Raw genomic sequence first — 16,968 nt, 5'->3', positions numbered from 1 at the left:
ATCCTATGCTCAAACTCTCATTAGGCCCTGTGCTTTGGTTTTGGTCACGGCAGACCGTGTTGGATTTTTACGCCAACGCCGCGGACTGGCCGGTAGATACGGTGTACCTGGGTGAAACCGTGTGCGCTCGCCGCCGTGAACTGAAACTCGCCGACTGGCTAGAAATCGCGGGCGTACTGAAAGACGCCGGCAAGCAGGTGGTGCTGTCTACCCAAACATTGATTGAATCCGAAGCTGACCTGCGCCTGCTGCGTCGCATTTGCAGCCAACAGGATTACCTGATTGAAGCCAATGACCAGAGCGCGCTGCAGCTGGCCAGCACCAACAGTCTGCCCTTCGTAACGGGGCCGGGCCTGAACATTTACAACGTTGCGACCCTAAAGGTGCTCGCAAAGTTGGGTTTGAAGGGATGGAGCCTGCCCGTGGAGCTGGGCCGTGAAACCCTGATCGAGCTGATTGCAGAGCTAAGAGCCGAAGGCCTGGATTTGCCTGCGGAAGTCTTCGCCTGGGGTTTTTTGCCGCTGGCCTGGTCGTCGCGCTGCTTTACCGCACGCCATTACAACCTGCCAAAAGACAACTGTGAATTCCGCTGCCTGCAGCATCCGGATGGTTTGGAGCTGCGGTCCCGTGAAGCCCAGGAGTTGTTTCGCCTGAATGGCACATCGACATTGTCTGGCGCCCGTTATGATTTATTGCGGGAGCTTCCGGACATGGTCGCTATGGGTGTTGATACCGTGCGTTTGAGTCCGGAGCACCAAGGTATGGCCGAGGTCGTGCAGCGTTTTGATCAGGTACGTAGAGGTGAAATACCCTACAGCGATCCGTTAACCGTGAGGGAAGCGCCGCCGTGCAACGGCTACTGGTATGGTCAACCGGGGATGGATCAGCGGGCTTAGCCGCTGATGCGGATGTGCCACTCCAGGCTATCCAATAGGTTTTTCAGTGCCAAACCCAGTTCGGTGTCGCCCTCAATCACCAGGCGGCGCTGGAAAAATAGCTGGTCTGGGTCGTGGTTCCGTTCGGCCAGGGTTTTGAAAGCGCTCAGAGAGCCCCGAATGGTCGTTTCACCCGGGCCGTCCACAATGCGCAGTCTGCCGGTCCAGAATCCAAAGGTGACACTCGGCTGTCCGCCATTCAGTTCCAGGCGAATTCTGCGCCCTTCAAAATCATCAAACTCACCGTCAGCAATGGCCTCGGCAAACAATCGGTTCAGCGGCGCTTCGACGACCAGCTGCTTTAATGCCAACGGTATGCGCTGGTCAATAGCAGCCAGCAGTGGTGACGGCGCGGGAAGATACTCGTTCAGCAACGCCAGCGAATCGGTCAGTAGCGGGTTAGTAGCCAGTTTTTGGCTCAAAGCTTGTGCGCGTGAAACGCCTGGCAGCGAACGAAATGCGGGTAGAGTGGGCCGCGGTAAAAAGGTTGGCATGTGCAGGGCCATGGGCGTCTCCGTTGTTGATCAAACACGCCGCTGAGGGTATGTCTGGAAACACTTATATTAACCAAGGCTGGCCCACGCCGCGTTGATATAGCTCAGATTTTGTGCAGACCCTCTCCCACAGCCCACACCGCGACCTCTACCCGCGAGCGCAGGTTGAGCTTTTTCAGCAGGTGCTTTACGTGGACTTTCACAGTGCCGTCGCTGATGTCCAGTTTGCGGCCGATCATCTTGTTAGACAGACCTTCGGCGATGAGCTTCAGGATGTCTTTTTCCCTGGGTGTCAGGCTGTCGAAGTCTGGTCGCGCAGGCTGTTGCGATTTGTTACTGCGCAGAGCGTCTGCCAACAGGGAGGTAAGGCGTTCGCTGATGACCAGCTTTCCGACGGCTGCCTGGTGCAGCTGTTTAATCATATCCTCCGGTTCCATGTCCTTCAGCAGATAGCCGTCGGCACCAGCGCGTAATGCTTCAACCACATCGTCTTGCTGATCTGACACCGTGAACATAATAATGCGTGAGCTGATGTTGTGGGCTCGTAACTGCCGCAAGGCTTCAACACCACTCACGTCCGGCATATTCAGATCCATCAGGATCAGGTCTGGTTCCAGTTCAAGGGCAATGCGCACGCCGTCCGTCGCATTACTGGCCTCGCCCGCCACTTCAAGATCCGGTTCCATTTCGATCAGTTGCTTGATGCCCTTGCGTAATAGTGGGTGATCATCGATCAATAATATGCTTGCAGGTGTATCGGCCATGGCTCTCTCTTTATGTGGGTAAACCGTCAATTGGAATCCGCGATTCTCGGGATATTGGCCGGTTTAACCGGGATCTGGTTCCGGGCGTGGGGAATAAAACGCAAACTCACTTCCACTCCTCCTAGCGGATGATTAGTGACCGTTAACTGGCCACCCAGTGAGCGGGCGCGTTCTTGCATAATGATCATACCGTAATGGCTCTCTGGCTGACCTGAATCGGGTAGCCCGCAACCGTTGTCACGGATTTTAGCCTTGACTTGCGGAGACTCGAAACTGACGTTTACCCACACTGCTTCGGCCTTGCTGTGTTTGACCGCGTTGGCCAGTGCTTCGCGCACAACTTGAAGGGTGTGGATTTCTTCATTGGGCGAAAGCGTTTGTGCGGGCAGTTTGTAAGCCAGATTGACGGGCTTGGCCATGCGTCCGGAAAATTCGTGCACGGTCTGGCGCAGTGCGGCGCCAAGGTCTGGTGTGTCGAGCTTCAAGCGGAAGGTCGCTAACAGTTCCCGCAACTGACGATAGGCGCTGCTTAAACCTGTGCTTAGTTCGTCCAGCACAGCGTCGTACCCGGTTTTTTGTGGGCCGTCCATGTTCATTCTGCGCAATCGAGTAACCTGGATTTTAAGGTATGACAAAGACTGGGCGAGAGAATCGTGGAGTTCGCGGGCAATAACGGTGCGTTCTTCGATCAGGGTCCGCTGTTGTTCTTCAGTAATTTGGCGCTCCAGAAATATGGCCGTGGCCAGCTGATCGCTTAACGTTTCCAGCAGCCTCCGTGCGGTTCTAGACAAATCCTGTGAGGCCGGGTACCAGACTTCCAACGTGCCCAACAGTTGACCAGGGGTGCGAATGGGCAGCAGCAAACGGCGGCCGTCATTGCCGGGTAGTGGTAGCTCTTCATGTTCCTCTTCGGTAACCAGGCAAGCGTTGCAACTGTGATCGTGACAGTAAAATGGGCGCACTGTGGTGGCAGTGGTGACGGCTTGAACCGGCTCTGCAGAGGCTTTGTCGTGCAGGTACAGGTTGATAGGGCCGATGCCGAGCATCTGCTCCAGCTGCTGTAGCATGGGTACTGCGCCATCGCACAAGTTGTGATTCGCAAACAGAGTGCGGCTGGACGAATGCAGTAATTCGAGCGCAGCGTGGCTTTTCTCCAGCTCTTCAGTTTTGGCTTGGACCTTGCTTTCCAGTTCGTAGTAGGTAAGCGCCAACTCGCTGGTCATCTGGTCAAACGCCGACCCGAGCTGCGCCAGCTCATCAGAGCCGCCCAGCTCGGCTTTGCGGGAAAAATCTTGCTTGCTCACGGATTCGGCAATGCTCACCAGTTTTCGTAGCGGTCGCAGAACGCGATTCTTCAAATCTAGAAACAGCGCCAACACAATCAGAATAGCGAACACCAAGCTGATCACCTGCATCAGGTGAAGCAGACTGATACGGGCTTCGGTCCGGTTTTCAAGCATAGACACCAGCACATCAACATTGTCTACGTAACTTTGGGTGGTGTTAATCATAGAGCCGGTTAGCGAGTCTCCGGGCCGGTGTTGCGCCAGCATGGGGCCAACGCTGGAGTTCCACTGGTTGACTACGTCACGGTAGCGTTGCGCCAGCGGGTGATCGGTTGTAAGTGGTAACGACTGGATAATGTCAGCATGGACCAGGCGCTGATCGTAGCGGCTTATCATCTGGTTCAGGACTTGGCGCGCATCGGCGGTGTTCTGGTCTTGCAGTCGAGCTACCTGCGCCAACAACTGATACGCGCCCATACGCAGAGTGCCCGCCAGGTTGATGGCGGTGGCGTTGCCGGCAATGCTTTGTGACACCCCCAAGGTCACTCCCATACTGACAATGGCGGTGAGTACGACCGCACTAACGGCGGTGGCAATCCGGTTAACGAGTGAATTTCTGGAGGTCATAGCTTTTTTTAGGTGGCGAGTGGGTGTTGACTGAATGCCAACTACCTCTTTACGGATAATCATCTACCCACGAAGTCATTAAACAATCATAGTCTTTGACCGCCGCACAGGCAAAGTAAGACACTCAGAGGCACGTCTGTCAAAAGGAGAATACCATGAGCATGGAGCCAAGGCCGTCCGAAATCCGAGCCTTACAGCTATCGGTCGACAGCACCGAGTCAGATGAAGAGCGTTATGCATCGCTGTTGATCGTGTTACCACTTGCGCTGGCTGGATTCATTATTGCCGCCGCTTGCTGGACTCTATTTGCAGTGGTTGGCGTGACTCTGCGCAGCAATTTTCAGCTGAGCGAACTTCAGTTTGGTTTGTTGCTGGCAATGCCCATGGCAGTGAGCGCATTGCTAGCAGTGCCGGCAGGATTATGTGCAAGCATGTGGGGTGCCAGAAAAGTCATGCTGTGCTGTCTTGCGGGTCTGGCGTTCAGTATGGCGCTGGTTTTCTTTGCCGACAGTTTTGGTGGCTATATTCTCGCCGCGGGGGGGTTGGGCCTGGCCGGTGGTTTCTACAGTGCGGGGCTGCAATTTGTAGCCATTCATTGCCGACCGCAACGGCTGGGGCTGGTGTTGGGTGTTTTTGGTGCGGGTATTACCGGCGCCGGTTTCAATTATTACCTGGTGCCGCTGCTGCACCAGGCCTACTCCTGGCAAGGCGTTCCTCTGGCGTATGTCATTGTGCTGCTGTTGATATTGGCCCTGTTTCTGATGCTCACCGAGCCCGACGACCAAAACGCATTCTTAGTGAGTAATGCCGGGGCCTGGCGCAAATGCTGTGCGCCAGGGGTTTGGCCTTTGTGTGGTTATTTTTCTGTTATTGCCGGTAGTTTTTTCGCATTGGCCTTGTGGTTGCCAGATTACCTGTCGGCACGCTCGGGCCTGCCGGTAGGCCTAGGTGCGCATCAGGCCTTGTGGTTTATATTGCCGGGTGCTCTGGCCCAAATTGCGGGCGGTGCGCTGGCCGATCGTTTGGGTAGCAGCCGTGTGGTTATATGGGCCTTGCTGTTGGCGCTGGCGGCGCTATTCGTTCTGTCATACCCACCGATGACTCTGTCGATAGAAGGTGTGGGGCGCTTTTACCATCTAGAGATTTTGCTGCCGCGGGTGTGGGAAGGCGGTGTGATGATTATGCTTGGCGTGGCCCTGGGCGCGGCTATTGGTGCGCTGCAGCGGATGATTATTCTGGAAAGCCGCGATGCGGCGGCGGTAATGGCGGGCTTTTTGCTGCTGGGTGCGTTCGCTGTGGCATTCGTGTTGCCCATTGTATTCGCCGCCATCAATGCCTGGCTGAATGTGCGTTCTGCGGTATTCATGCTGCTGTTTGTGATGCTGGTGGCCTGTACTTTATTGTTCGCTCGAAACACCCGGCGTCGTGAGCGTCGTGAGCATTCTTTCTAACAGTCCCGGATGGTCTAAGTGCCGTCTACCCTCCTGGTGGTAGGGGCTGGTTTAGAGGTAGTAACCACGCTGCTTTCGCTGTTTAGTTGCCACACAATGGTCTCAAATCGTTAACGCGATCCGGCAAACGGAGAGAGACCATGAGTCATTTGATCGACAAGCTGAGCTACTTCAGCAAAAAGCGTGAATCCTTTTCTGGCGACCACGGTGAAACCCATACCGAAAACCGTGACTGGGAAGACAGTTATCGTCAGCGCTGGCAGCACGACAAAGTTGTGCGCTCCACCCACGGCGTAAACTGCACCGGCTCTTGCAGCTGGAAAATCTACGTTAAAAACGGTCTGGTGACCTGGGAAACCCAGCAAACAGATTACCCCCGTACCCGCCCGGATCTGCCGAACCACGAGCCTCGTGGTTGCCCTCGTGGTGCCAGTTATTCCTGGTACATGTACAGCGCCAACCGCCTGAAGTACCCACTGATGCGCAAGCATCTGATGAAGCTGTGGCGCGCCGCCCGTATCCAGTTTGACGACCCGGTCGATGCCTGGGCCTCGATTGTGGAAGACCCAAAGAAAACCGCTGAATACAAGCCACGCCGCGGTATGGGCGGTTTTGTCCGTTCCGACTGGAGCGAAGTTAACGAACTGATTGCTGCGTCTAACGTTTACACCGCGAAAAAGCATGGCCCAGACCGCATCATTGGCTTCTCGCCGATTCCTGCCATGTCTATGGTGTCTTACGCTGCGGGCAGCCGTTACCTGTCATTGATCGGCGGCGTGTGCCTGAGCTTCTACGACTGGTATTGCGACTTGCCGCCGGCTTCCCCGCAAACCTGGGGCGAGCAAACCGACGTTCCTGAATCCGCAGACTGGTACAACTCCAGCTACATCATCGCCTGGGGCTCCAACGTTCCACAAACCCGTACTCCGGACGCCCATTTCTTTACCGAAGTGCGCTACAAAGGCACCAAAACCGTTGCCATTACGCCGGATTACGCCGAAGTTGCCAAGCTGTCCGATGAGTGGCTGAACCCCAAACAAGGCACTGACGCTGCGCTGGGTATGGCCATGGGCCACGTGATTCTGAAAGAGTTTCACGTTGATAATCCCAGCGCTTACTTCACGGATTACGTGCGCCGTTACACCGACATGCCGTACCTGGTGAAGCTCGACAAAATGGAAGACGGCCGTTATGTGCCGGGCAGGTTTCTGCGCGCCAGCGACCTGGTGGATGGTTTGGGCGAAGAAAATAACCCCGAATGGAAGACCATTGCCATAGATGAAACCACCAAACAGCTGACGGCGCCAAACGGCTCTATCGGTTACCGCTGGGGTGAAAAGGGCAAGTGGAACCTAAAGCAAACTGCGAAAAAAGAAGACGTGAATCTGCAGCTGTCGATGGTGGAAAAGCACGACGAAGTTGTGGACGTTGCCTTCCCGTATTTCGGTGGCATCAAGCACGAGCATTTCAAATCCGTTGAGATCAGCGACACCCTGACCCACAAGCTGGGCAGCCGAAAAATTGAACTGGCAGACGGCGAAGAAGCTTTAGTCGTCACCGTATATGACCTGATGATCGCCAACTACGGCATCAGCCGTGGCCTGGGTGAAGACGACGGCGCTACCGACTACGACCAGATCAAGCCGTACACACCCGCCTGGCAGGAAAAGATCACCGGCGTACCCGCGCACAAAGTGACCCGCATTGCCCGTGAATTCGCCGAGACTGCGCACAAAACCAACGGCCGTTCCATGATTATCGTCGGTGCCGGTATGAACCACTGGTACCACATGGATATGAACTACCGCGCGTTGATCAACATGCTGATCATGTGTGGCTGTGTCGGTCAAAGCGGCGGCGGTTGGGCCCACTATGTAGGCCAGGAAAAACTGCGCCCACAGACCGGCTGGCAGCCATTGGCGTTTGGCCTGGATTGGCAGCGCCCGCCACGCCAGATGAACGGTACATCCTTCTTCTACGCCCACTCTGGCCAGTGGCGTTACGAGAAATTGGATGTGAGCGAGATCTTGTCGCCGCTGGCGGACAAGACCAAATTCGGTGGCAGCCTGATCGACTACAACGTACGCGCCGAACGGATGGGCTGGTTGCCGTCTGCACCGCAGTTCAACCGTAACCCGCTGGGCATTGCAGCCGAAGCTGAAAACGCTGGTATGGACGTGCCAGGGTACGTGACTCAGTCCTTGAAAGACGGCTCACTGGCGTTTGCCTCGGAAGACCCTGAAGCCCCGGAAAACCACCCGCGCAATATGTTCATCTGGCGCTCTAACTTGCTGGGTTCTTCCGGCAAGGGCCACGAATACATGCTGAAGTACCTGCTGGGTACGACGAGTGGTTTGCAGGGCAAAGATCTGGGGCACGATGGCGGCCTCAAGCCGCAGGAAGTGAAATGGCACGACGAAGCGCCCGAAGGCAAGCTTGACCTGTTGGTGACTCTGGATTTCCGCATGTCCACCACCTGCCTGTATTCTGACATCGTTCTACCGACCGCCACCTGGTATGAAAAAGACGACCTGAATACCTCGGATATGCACCCGTTCATTCACCCGCTGACCGCAGCTACGGATCCGGCGTGGGAATCCCGCAGTGACTGGGACATCTACAAAGGCATTGCGAAGGCGTTCTCCAAGGCGTCTGAAGGTCATCTGGGTGTCCAGAAAGACGTGGTTACTGTGCCGCTGATGCACGATGCACCCGCGGAACTTGGCCAGCCGTTTGATGTAAAAGACTGGAAACGCGGCGAGTGCGATCTGATTCCGGGTAAAACCGCGCCTAATTTTATGACGGTTGAACGCGATTACCCGAACACTTACGCGCGCTTTACGTCGCTTGGTCCGCTGTTGGACAAACTGGGTAACGGTGGTAAAGGCATCAGCTGGAACACCGAAAAAGAAGTGACGTTCCTGGGTGAGCTGAACCACAAACACCTCGACGGCGCCAATGCGGGCCGGCCGAAAATTGACACGGCCATCGATGCGTGTGAAGTGATTCTAAGCCTGGCTCCGGAAACCAATGGCCAGGTCGCCGTGAAAGCCTGGGCGGCGCTGTCTGAATTCACCGGGCTGGATCACAGACACCTGGCGCTGAACAAAGAAGACGAAAAAATCCGCTTCCGCGACATAGTGGCGCAGCCGCGCAAAATCATCTCTAGCCCAACCTGGTCTGGCCTGGAAGACGAGCATGTGTCCTACAGCGCCGGCTACACCAACGTGCACGAGCTGATTCCCTGGCGCACGCTGACTGGCCGCCAGCAGTTCTATCAAGACCACGAGTGGATGCGCGCCTTTGGCGAAAGCCTGCTGGTGTATCGCCCGCCGATCAACACCAAAGCGGCCGCACCGCTGCTGAACGCCAAGCCCAACGGCAACCCGGAGAAGGCGTTGAACTTCCTGACGCCGCACCAGAAGTGGGGTATACACAGCACCTACAGCGACAACCTGCTGATGCTGACCCTGTCTCGTGGCGGCCCCATTGTGTGGCTGAGTGAAGACGACGCCGTCGACATAGGAGTGGAAGACAACGACTGGATAGAAGTGTTCAACGCTAACGGTTCTTTGTCAGCGCGGGCGGTGGTCAGCCAGCGGGTGATGCCGGGCATGGTGATGATGTACCACGCTCAGGAGCGGATTGTGAATATTCCCGGTTCGGAAATTACCGGCAGCCGCGGTGGCATTCACAACTCGGTTACCCGGGCCTGCCCCAAGCCCACTCACATGATTGGTGGCTATGCCCAGTACTCTTACGGCTTCAACTACTACGGCACCGTGGGGTCCAACCGCGACGAGTTTGTGGTGGTGCGCAAAATGAAGAACGTCGATTGGCTTGATGGCGAGGGCAACGACACTGTTCAGGAGAGTGTGAAATGAAGATCCGTTCCCAAGTAGGCATGGTGCTGAACCTGGACAAGTGCATTGGTTGCCACACCTGTTCAGTGACCTGTAAAAACGTCTGGACCAGCCGTGAAGGCATGGAGTACGCCTGGTTTAACAACGTCGAAACCAAACCCGGTATTGGCTACCCAAAAGAGTGGGAAAACCAGGACAAGTGGAAAGGCGGCTGGCTGCGCGACCCAAGCGGCAAAATCCGCCCGCGCATCGGTGGGAAGTTTCGGGTGTTGGCAAACATTTTCGCCAACCCGGACCTGCCGGAAATTGACGACTACTACGAGCCGTTCGATTTCGACTACCAGCATTTGCACACCGCTGGCGACAGCAAACACCAGCCGGTTGCACGGCCACGCTCGCTGATCACCGGAAAACGCATGCAAAAAATTGAATGGGGTCCGAACTGGGAAGAAATCCTGGGCACCGAATTTGCCAAACGCCGCAAGGACAAAAACTTCGACCAGATTCAAGCCGACATTTACGGCCAGTTCGAAAGCACGTTCATGATGTACCTGCCGCGCCTGTGCGAGCACTGTCTGAATCCCACGTGTGTGGCCAGCTGCCCAAGCGGTGCCATCTATAAGCGGGAAGAAGACGGCATCGTGCTGATCGACCAGGACAAGTGCCGCGGCTGGCGCATGTGTGTATCCGGCTGCCCGTACAAGAAAATCTACTTCAACTGGAAAACCGGTAAATCCGAGAAGTGCATCTTCTGCTATCCACGAATTGAAGCCGGTATGCCCACCGTGTGCTCGGAAACCTGCGTAGGCCGCATTCGCTATCTGGGCGTGCTGTTGTACGACGCTGATCGCATCGAAGAAGTGGCCAGCACGCCCGGCGAGCACGAGCTGTACGAGAAGCAGCTGGACATCTTCCTCGACCCGTTTGACCCGGAAGTGATTGCCCAGGCAACGAAAGACGGTGTGCCGATGAACGTGATCGACGCGGCCCAGCGCAGCCCGGTCTACAAAATGGCGGTTGAATGGAAGCTGGCCCTGCCGCTGCACCCGGAATACCGCACTCTGCCCATGGTGTGGTATGTGCCGCCCCTGAGCCCGATTCAGTCAGCCGCCGAAGCCGGCCAGGTCGAGTTTGACGGCGTACTGCCGAAAATCGAAAGCCTGCGCATTCCAGTGAAGTACCTGGCCAACCTGCTCACCGCCGGTGACGAAAAGCCCATCGTACGTGCGCTAAAACGCATCATGGCCATGCGCTTGTACAAGCGTGCTGAAACCGTAGACGGCGTGGAAGACCTGCGGGCACTGGAAAAAGTCGGGTTGACCAAAGCCCAAGCCGATGAAATGTACCGCTACTTGGCCATTGCCAATTACGAAGACCGTTTTGTGATTCCCAGCGGCCATCGCGAAATGGCGAAAGAAGCCTTTCCCGAACGTGGCGGCTGTGGTTTCAGCTTTGGTGACGGCTGTGGTGGCAGCACCAGTGAATTCAACATGTTCGGCGGCAAAAACCAGACTTCAACCATGGTGCAAAAACTGACCACGGTGAAGCAGGTTGACCCGAAACAGCTGCAGGATTGAGGAGCAGATTATGAAAATTCTAAAAGTGATGGCGCTGTTGCTGGAATACCCGAACGCCGATTTGCAGCGTGGCCGCGATGAGCTGACGGCTGCGGTGCTGGAAGACAGCCGCTTGCCGCGCAAAAACAAAGAGCAGTTGCTGCGCTGCATTGACATGCTCTGCAACGGCAATCTGTTGGACCTGCAGGAAAACTACGTTGCCACCTTTGACAGGGGCCGCGCCACTTCTTTGTTGTTGTTCGAACACGTGCACGGCGAATCCCGCGATCGCGGGCAGGCCATGGTCGACCTGATGGAGCAATACAAAACCAACGGTCTGGAGATTGATGCCCGCGAACTGCCGGACTACTTGCCACTGTTCATGGAGTATTTGTCTACCCGGCCATGGAAAGAGATCAAAAATTGGCTGGAAGATATTCACCACATTCTGGGTTTGCTGGGTGAGCGTTTGTACCAGCGTGAAAGCCTGTATCACGGAATTATGGATTCGCTGCTGGAGCTATCCGGCCGCAAAACCGACCGCAAGGAACTGGCGAAGATTGTGGCCTCGGAAGAGCGTGACGACACCCCCGAAGCGCTGGACAAAGTGTGGGAAGAGGAAATGGTGAAGTTTGTGGATGATCAGGGCAGCTCCTGCAGCACCGGCGGTGTGGTAGGTCAACGTCGCCGTGAGCTGGAGCAAACCCAGACCATTCACTTGAGCGATCAGCTGATGGCGGATGTCGCACCTCGCCCGGCCCAACAACCGGTGAGTAACGCCTGAGCGCGTAGGAGGAGAGAACAATGTCCTATTTAAATACACTGGTGTTCGGGATTTATCCTTACATTGCCATTCTGATTATGCTGGTTGGCACCCGGGCTCGCTACGATAACAGCCAGTTTACCTGGCGCGCCCAGTCCACCCAGATTCTGAGCAAGAAAAATATGGTGTGGGCCAGCGCGATGTTCCACGTCGGCGTATTGGTGATCTTCTTTGGTCACCTGGCGGGCCTGCTGACGCCGCACTTTGTCTACGAACCGTTCATTAGCGCTGGAACCAAACAGTTAATGGCGATTGTCGTGGGCGGCATCGCCGGAGTCATGGCGCTGACTGGCGGCATTGCGTTGGCGGTTCGCCGCCTGACCAATCCGCGCGTTCAAGCCAGCAGCACCTTCTCTGACAATATGATCATTGTGATACTGATGGTTCAGGTTGCGTTGGGCATGCTGACCATTTACCCCACATTGGGCCATTTGGATGGCAGCACCATGTTGTTGCTGGCATCTTGGGCGCAGGGCATTCTGACCTTTCAGGGCGATGCCGCGTCGCATATTGCCGGTGTGCACTGGATCTATAAAACCCATATTTTCCTGGGCCTGACCATCTTTGTGCTCTTCCCGTTCACCCGTCTGGTGCACATGCTCAGCGTGCCGGTAGAGTATTTTGGCCGCAAGTACCAGGTGGTGCGCAAGCGGGTTTAGTTTCATCGTGAAGAGGGAGACACCATGCAATTGATACCCACCGGCGAAGCCGAAAAACCCAGAAACCGGTTCCCACCGGTGACCGTTGGCGACACGCTGATCAACGAAGACGACATAGCGCGGGAAATGCAGTATCACCCCGCCGATGAAGCCGCTACCGCCTGGCACGATGCCGCTAAAAGCCTAGTGATACGTCAATTGTTGCTAGATCAGGCCAAGCGTTTGAGACTGCCTGAAGAGCTGGATGAAGAAGACCGTGTCGCCAAAGTGCTTGAATCAGAGCTGGGTGTTCCAGACCCGACAGAGCAGGACTGCGAGCGTTTCTTCAACGCCAACCCCAGGCGGTTTTGCAGCCCGGTGGTGATGGCCGTGAGCCATATATTGCTGGCGGCGGCACCGGATGACGTTGCCGAGCTTATGCGCCAGGAAGAAGTGGGGGACCAATTGCTGAAAGCGCTGTTTGAAGGTCGTTCACGGTTTGACGACCTGGCCAAGCAGTATTCAGCCTGCGAATCACGCCATCAGGGCGGCAGCCTGGGGCAGATCAGTAGAGGCCAGACTGTAGACGAGTTTGAGCGCCCGGTGCTGAATCTGAAGGAAGGCCTGCATTCGGAGCTGATCGAAACCCGTTACGGCTACCACATTGTGCGTGTAGACCAGCGCATTGATGGCCAGCCATTGCCTTTCGAGCATGTAAAACCGCAAATCCGCCAGTACCTGAGCGAAAGTGTGACTCGCCGTGCCTGTCGCCAGTACTTGCAAATATTAGCGGCCGAAGCCGGTGTTGAAGGGGTTGATCTGGAACTGCCGGATTCGCCGCTGATGCAGTAAATCCGGTTGCGGATTTTACAAACAATAGGTGCGGCCTGGCTGGCAACAGTGCAGGCCGCACTGCTAATGGGTTACCTCCTAAGAGGGAGCGATTTTTAAAGCTGATCCTTCTAGTATTAATTCATAGATTATGAATGCATGAAAACGCCAAAGAGGATGCCGTCATGGCGCTGATACGAGCTGCCGATACTCGCACGCAGAACACCCCAACAGACTACTCCAAGCCGGTTCTGGTGGCGGTTAAGCCTGGTGACCACGAAGACAGTCTGGCGCTGTTGCGTCGCCACGCCATGTTCAGCGCTCTGGAAGAAGACGACCTGCACGAGTTACTGCAACATGCCCGCCGCTTGCGGCTGGGTCATCACCAGTTGCTGTATCGGCAGGACATGCTGGCCCACCACTTCTTCTTCGTGTTGTCTGGCCGTTTGCGCTTGTACCGGCTGGATGCATCAGGCATCGACCGCACTCTGGACAGCATCGCGCCCGGCGACTGCATTGCCGAAGTGATGATATATGCCGATCCCGCCCGCTACGCCTGTTTCGCCGAAGCCCTGAAAACCAGCGAAGTGCTGATGATTCCGGTGAAAGCGTATCAAGACTTGCTGGACACCAATCACCGCTATACCCAGGCCGCTTTGCGCCATTACGCCATGCGCGCAGTGACTCGTTTTCACGATCTGGAAATCATGACCGTGCAGAGCGCTCGCGATCGGCTGATTCGCTATTTAGTAGATTTGTTGCCAGAAGGCAGCGAGCAGGGTGGTGAAGTGGAATTGCCACTGCCCAAATGCCTGGTGGCATCGCGCCTTGCCATGCAGCCGGAAACTTTCTCGCGCATTCTGGCCGACCTGAAATCCAATGGCCTGGTGCGGGTAAATCGCAGCCGGGTGTTTATTTCCGACCCGAGCAAGCTGATTCGGATAAGTCAATAATGGCCATTTTAGGAGTTATGAAATGATCAGCTGTTACCGTGAATTAATTGCTGCTACCGGACAGGAGGACGAACCCCAGCGCCTTTTGTTTGTGTTTTGCCGCGCCGAATTACCGGACTCGGCTTCTGCAGAGGAGCTCGCCGCTTTTGAACGGGGCGAGGGCGGCGCACTTACGCCGGTGATCTGCGTGGATAAAACCCCTGCCGAAGTCGCAGATTTCAGTCAACTGGTGGCCGAGTCGCGCAACACGGGTCAGAACTGGGACGTTGTATTCGTGGCGGCTATGTCTGGCCGTGGTGGCGTGCCCCCATCCAGCGACGAAGCACAGCAGCCCATGACCATGATGGTCGAAAGCATTCGCATGGGCCACGTTGGCAATTATCTGCCTGTAGACGTTAACGGCGAAGCGGTCAGCCTCGGCTAATCAGAGCTAGAGGAGGTATCAATAGCCTCCTGTGCGTATGCCATAAGAGGTATTTTAATTACTTTTAAATAATCTAATCTATGCAGTACCTATTGTCAGCGGGGACATGTTGTGAGTATCCGTTTCAGCAATACCGTAAATCTGATTGTAATGGCGTTGGTACTGACACTGCTCGCAAGCGTCACCCATGTAAAAGCCGACCCCGTTGACCAATACCAGCCGGTTGCCGGTCGCCAAGTGATAACGCAAACACTGCCCCAGGTAACCGAAGTGCGCTTCCGCGAAAGCAATCGCGCCATTGGCGAGCTCTTCGCCGGTGAAGAACTGGTGGGCTACACCTACCAAAGCCTCGATTTTGTGCAAACGCCCGCCTATTCAGGCAAACCCCTGAACATTCAGGTATTGATGAATACCGACGGCGAAATCCTTAAAACCCGCGTGATTCATCACTCCGAGCCGATTTTGCTGGTCGGTATCCCCGAGTACAAACTGCACGACTTTACCGATCAGTACACCGGTCTGAAAGCTGATCAGCGGGTTACTGTGGGCGGCAATACGAACGAGCGCAAAGTGGCAGTAGACGGCCTGTCCGGCGCGACCGTTACGGTGATGGTGGTGAACGAAGTCATCATGCGTACGGCCCACAGAGTCGGCGTAGAACTTGGCTTGGTGGAAGATTCGGGCGTAAAGCGACCACCCATTGCGGAGGTTAATAACGAGCCGTTTCAGCAAGCCAGCTGGCAGCAACTGACGGATGATGGCTCCATTCGCCGCCTGCTGCTGACCCGTGGCCAAGTGGATGACTCATTTAAAGGCAGCGACGCGGAAGGGGTAGAAGCTGCCGCTCCCGATCAGCGTGAAGACGCATTGATAGACCTGTACGCAGCCTACCTGGACGCCCCCACCATTGGTCGCAATCTGCTGGGTGAAAACCAGTACCAATGGCTGAATTCAATCCTAAAAGAAGGCGAGCACGCCATTGCGGTGGTAGCCAGCGGCTCCTATTCGTTCAAGGGCTCCGGCTATGTGCGCGGCGGCATTTTCGACCGCATTCAGATTCGCCAGTTTGGTGATACCTTCAACTTCCGCGACCTCGACTTCTATCGGTTAAGCGACGTGTACAGCGAAGGTATGCCGGACTTTTCCGAAATGGCGATCTTCATTATCCGCCAACAGTACAACTTTGATCCGGGCACGCCCTGGACCCTCGAGCTGACCGTAAAGCGCCAGACCGGCCCGCTGGACAGCAAGTTCCAGGTGTTTCCGCTGGAATACCAATTACCCGATCAGTATTACACCCGTGCGAACGTTGTGGTCAGCCAGGACGAATGGCTGGAAACCCAGCCTATGTGGGTTCAGGTGTGGTACCAGAAGCAATTCCAGATTGTGGTACTGGGCGCGGGCATATTGGTGCTGCTGTTTGTTCTGTTCTTCCAGGACTGGCTGGTAAAGCGACCCAATTTGACCCGCTGGATTCGCCACGGCTTTCTTACCTACACCCTTTTCTTTATTGGTTGGTACGCCCTGGGTCAGTTATCCATCGTGAACGTGCTGACGTTTGTGCACAGTTTCATGTCTGGCTTTAGCTGGCAGACGTTTCTGATCGACCCGATCATGTTCATATTGTGGGCAGTAGTGGCGGGCATTGTGTTGCTTTGGGGCCGCGCGGTCTACTGCGGTTGGCTATGCCCGTTTGGTGCGTTGCAAGAGTTGCTGAATGAAATCGCCCGCAAGCTAAAAATACCCCAGTACAACGTGCCGTTTGCCGTGCACGAACGCCTATGGGCCATCAAGTACATCATTCTGTTGGTGCTGTTCGGAGTGTCGCTGGAATCCATGGCGATGGCAGAAAGGCTGGCGGAAATTGAACCTTTCAAAACGTCTATCACTCTGCATTTCGCTCGCTCCTGGCCGTTTGTGCTCTACGCGGTGGTGTTGCTGGTGATCAACCTGTTTACCCGCAAAGTGTATTGCCGCTACCTGTGCCCGCTGGGCGCCGCGCTGGCGCTGCCCACCAAGCTGCGGGTATTCGACTGGCTCAAGCGCCGCAAGGAATGTGGCACACCCTGCCGCCTGTGCGAAAAAGAGTGCGAGGTACAGGCCATTCACCCGGACGGCACCATCAATTTCATGGAATGCCACTACTGCCTTGACTGCCAGGTGACCTATTTCGACGACAACAAGTGCCCGCCGTTGATTGTGAAGCATCGCGGCAAGCGCCGTGGCCAAAATTCGCCGGGGCGCCCGGAACAGATTCCAGTTGTCGAAGTGAAGTGACGGACATTGAATAAATCAGAGCCTTAACGGCCAAAAAAGCAGTGCC

13 protein-coding genes are annotated in these 16,968 nt (G+C 55.7%); 10 read left to right on the top strand and 3 right to left on the bottom strand.

The window, feature by feature from the left end:
• The first annotated feature begins 5 nt into the window (after positions 1–5).
• Positions 6–896 (top strand): U32 family peptidase, encoded by an 891-nt coding sequence (locus tag MRBBS_RS15055; protein ID WP_014872424.1) that lies wholly within the window; start codon positions 6–8, stop codon positions 894–896.
• Here the strand turns inward: MRBBS_RS15055 and ubiT are convergent.
• The 3 genes from ubiT to MRBBS_RS15040 form a co-directional block, all read right to left on the bottom strand.
• Positions 893–1,441, bottom strand: a complete 549-nt coding sequence (gene ubiT, locus MRBBS_RS15050) for a ubiquinone anaerobic biosynthesis accessory factor UbiT (protein WP_014872423.1) — start codon at positions 1,439–1,441, stop codon at positions 893–895. The genes MRBBS_RS15055 and ubiT overlap by 4 nt on opposite strands.
• Positions 1,442–1,533: 92 nt before the next feature.
• On the bottom strand, positions 1,534–2,193 hold the full coding sequence (narL, locus tag MRBBS_RS15045) for a two-component system response regulator NarL (RefSeq protein WP_014872421.1): 660 nt from the start codon (positions 2,191–2,193) through the stop codon (positions 1,534–1,536).
• Positions 2,194–2,219: 26 nt separating this feature from the next.
• Entirely contained in the window at positions 2,220–4,106 is a 1,887-nt protein-coding gene (locus MRBBS_RS15040) for a histidine kinase (protein WP_041635665.1), read from the bottom strand.
• Between the two features lie 155 nt (positions 4,107–4,261).
• Between MRBBS_RS15040 and MRBBS_RS15035 the strand changes: the two genes are divergently transcribed.
• The 9 genes from MRBBS_RS15035 to nosR all read left to right on the top strand — a co-directional run bounded on the left by MRBBS_RS15035 (position 4,262) and on the right by nosR (position 16,922).
• Positions 4,262–5,557, top strand: coding sequence for an MFS transporter (locus MRBBS_RS15035; RefSeq protein WP_014872419.1), 1,296 nt, complete (start codon positions 4,262–4,264; stop codon positions 5,555–5,557).
• Positions 5,558–5,697: 140 nt separating this feature from the next.
• The gene (locus MRBBS_RS15030; protein WP_014872418.1) at positions 5,698–9,441 is read left to right on the top strand and encodes a nitrate reductase subunit alpha; all 3,744 of its coding nucleotides are present in this window, start codon (positions 5,698–5,700) and stop codon (positions 9,439–9,441) included.
• Entirely contained in the window at positions 9,438–10,997 is a 1,560-nt protein-coding gene (gene narH / locus MRBBS_RS15025; RefSeq protein ID WP_014872417.1) for a nitrate reductase subunit beta, read from the top strand. The genes MRBBS_RS15030 and narH overlap by 4 nt, the downstream gene beginning before the upstream one ends.
• Positions 10,998–11,007: 10 nt before the next feature.
• Positions 11,008–11,760, top strand: coding sequence for a nitrate reductase molybdenum cofactor assembly chaperone (narJ, locus tag MRBBS_RS15020; protein WP_014872416.1), 753 nt, complete (start codon positions 11,008–11,010; stop codon positions 11,758–11,760).
• 20 nt (positions 11,761–11,780) lie between these two features.
• Positions 11,781–12,458 (top strand): respiratory nitrate reductase subunit gamma, encoded by a 678-nt coding sequence (gene narI / locus MRBBS_RS15015; protein WP_014872415.1) that lies wholly within the window; start codon positions 11,781–11,783, stop codon positions 12,456–12,458.
• Positions 12,459–12,482: 24 nt separating this feature from the next.
• A complete protein-coding gene (locus tag MRBBS_RS15010; protein ID WP_014872414.1) occupies positions 12,483–13,289 on the top strand; it encodes a peptidylprolyl isomerase in 807 nt (268 codons plus the stop codon).
• A 164-nt stretch (positions 13,290–13,453) separates the two neighbouring features.
• Positions 13,454–14,221, top strand: coding sequence for a Crp/Fnr family transcriptional regulator (locus tag MRBBS_RS15005; protein WP_041635664.1), 768 nt, complete (start codon positions 13,454–13,456; stop codon positions 14,219–14,221).
• A gap of 22 nt (positions 14,222–14,243) precedes the next feature.
• Positions 14,244–14,645, top strand: a complete 402-nt coding sequence (locus MRBBS_RS15000; RefSeq protein WP_014872412.1) for a hypothetical protein — start codon at positions 14,244–14,246, stop codon at positions 14,643–14,645.
• Positions 14,646–14,756: 111 nt separating this feature from the next.
• Positions 14,757–16,922 carry a transcriptional regulator NosR gene (nosR, locus tag MRBBS_RS14995; RefSeq protein ID WP_014872411.1) on the top strand — a complete coding sequence of 722 codons (2,166 nt, stop codon included), beginning with the start codon at positions 14,757–14,759 and terminating at the stop codon, positions 16,920–16,922.
• The last annotated feature ends 46 nt before the right edge of the window (positions 16,923–16,968 follow it).

The organism is Marinobacter sp. BSs20148 (genome assembly GCF_000283275.1).
Taxonomy (GTDB): Bacteria; Pseudomonadota; Gammaproteobacteria; order Pseudomonadales; family Oleiphilaceae; genus Marinobacter; species Marinobacter psychrophilus.
This window is presented reverse-complemented; position numbering and strand designations above follow the sequence as displayed.

What these genes read in the sequence shown, in the direction of transcription:
- MRBBS_RS15055 (WP_014872424.1), top strand. Translation starts at nt 6, where the DNA reads ATGCTCAAACTCTCATTAGGCCCTGTGCTTTGGTTTTGGTCACGGCAG.
- ubiT (WP_014872423.1), bottom strand. Translation starts at nt 1,441, where the DNA reads ATGGCCCTGCACATGCCAACCTTTTTACCGCGGCCCACTCTACCCGCA.
- narL (WP_014872421.1), bottom strand. Translation starts at nt 2,193, where the DNA reads ATGGCCGATACACCTGCAAGCATATTATTGATCGATGATCACCCACTA.
- MRBBS_RS15040 (WP_041635665.1), bottom strand. Translation starts at nt 4,106, where the DNA reads ATGACCTCCAGAAATTCACTCGTTAACCGGATTGCCACCGCCGTTAGT.
- MRBBS_RS15035 (WP_014872419.1), top strand. Translation starts at nt 4,262, where the DNA reads ATGAGCATGGAGCCAAGGCCGTCCGAAATCCGAGCCTTACAGCTATCG.
- MRBBS_RS15030 (WP_014872418.1), top strand. Translation starts at nt 5,698, where the DNA reads ATGAGTCATTTGATCGACAAGCTGAGCTACTTCAGCAAAAAGCGTGAA.
- narH (WP_014872417.1), top strand. Translation starts at nt 9,438, where the DNA reads ATGAAGATCCGTTCCCAAGTAGGCATGGTGCTGAACCTGGACAAGTGC.
- narJ (WP_014872416.1), top strand. Translation starts at nt 11,008, where the DNA reads ATGAAAATTCTAAAAGTGATGGCGCTGTTGCTGGAATACCCGAACGCC.
- narI (WP_014872415.1), top strand. Translation starts at nt 11,781, where the DNA reads ATGTCCTATTTAAATACACTGGTGTTCGGGATTTATCCTTACATTGCC.
- MRBBS_RS15010 (WP_014872414.1), top strand. Translation starts at nt 12,483, where the DNA reads ATGCAATTGATACCCACCGGCGAAGCCGAAAAACCCAGAAACCGGTTC.
- MRBBS_RS15005 (WP_041635664.1), top strand. Translation starts at nt 13,454, where the DNA reads ATGGCGCTGATACGAGCTGCCGATACTCGCACGCAGAACACCCCAACA.
- MRBBS_RS15000 (WP_014872412.1), top strand. Translation starts at nt 14,244, where the DNA reads ATGATCAGCTGTTACCGTGAATTAATTGCTGCTACCGGACAGGAGGAC.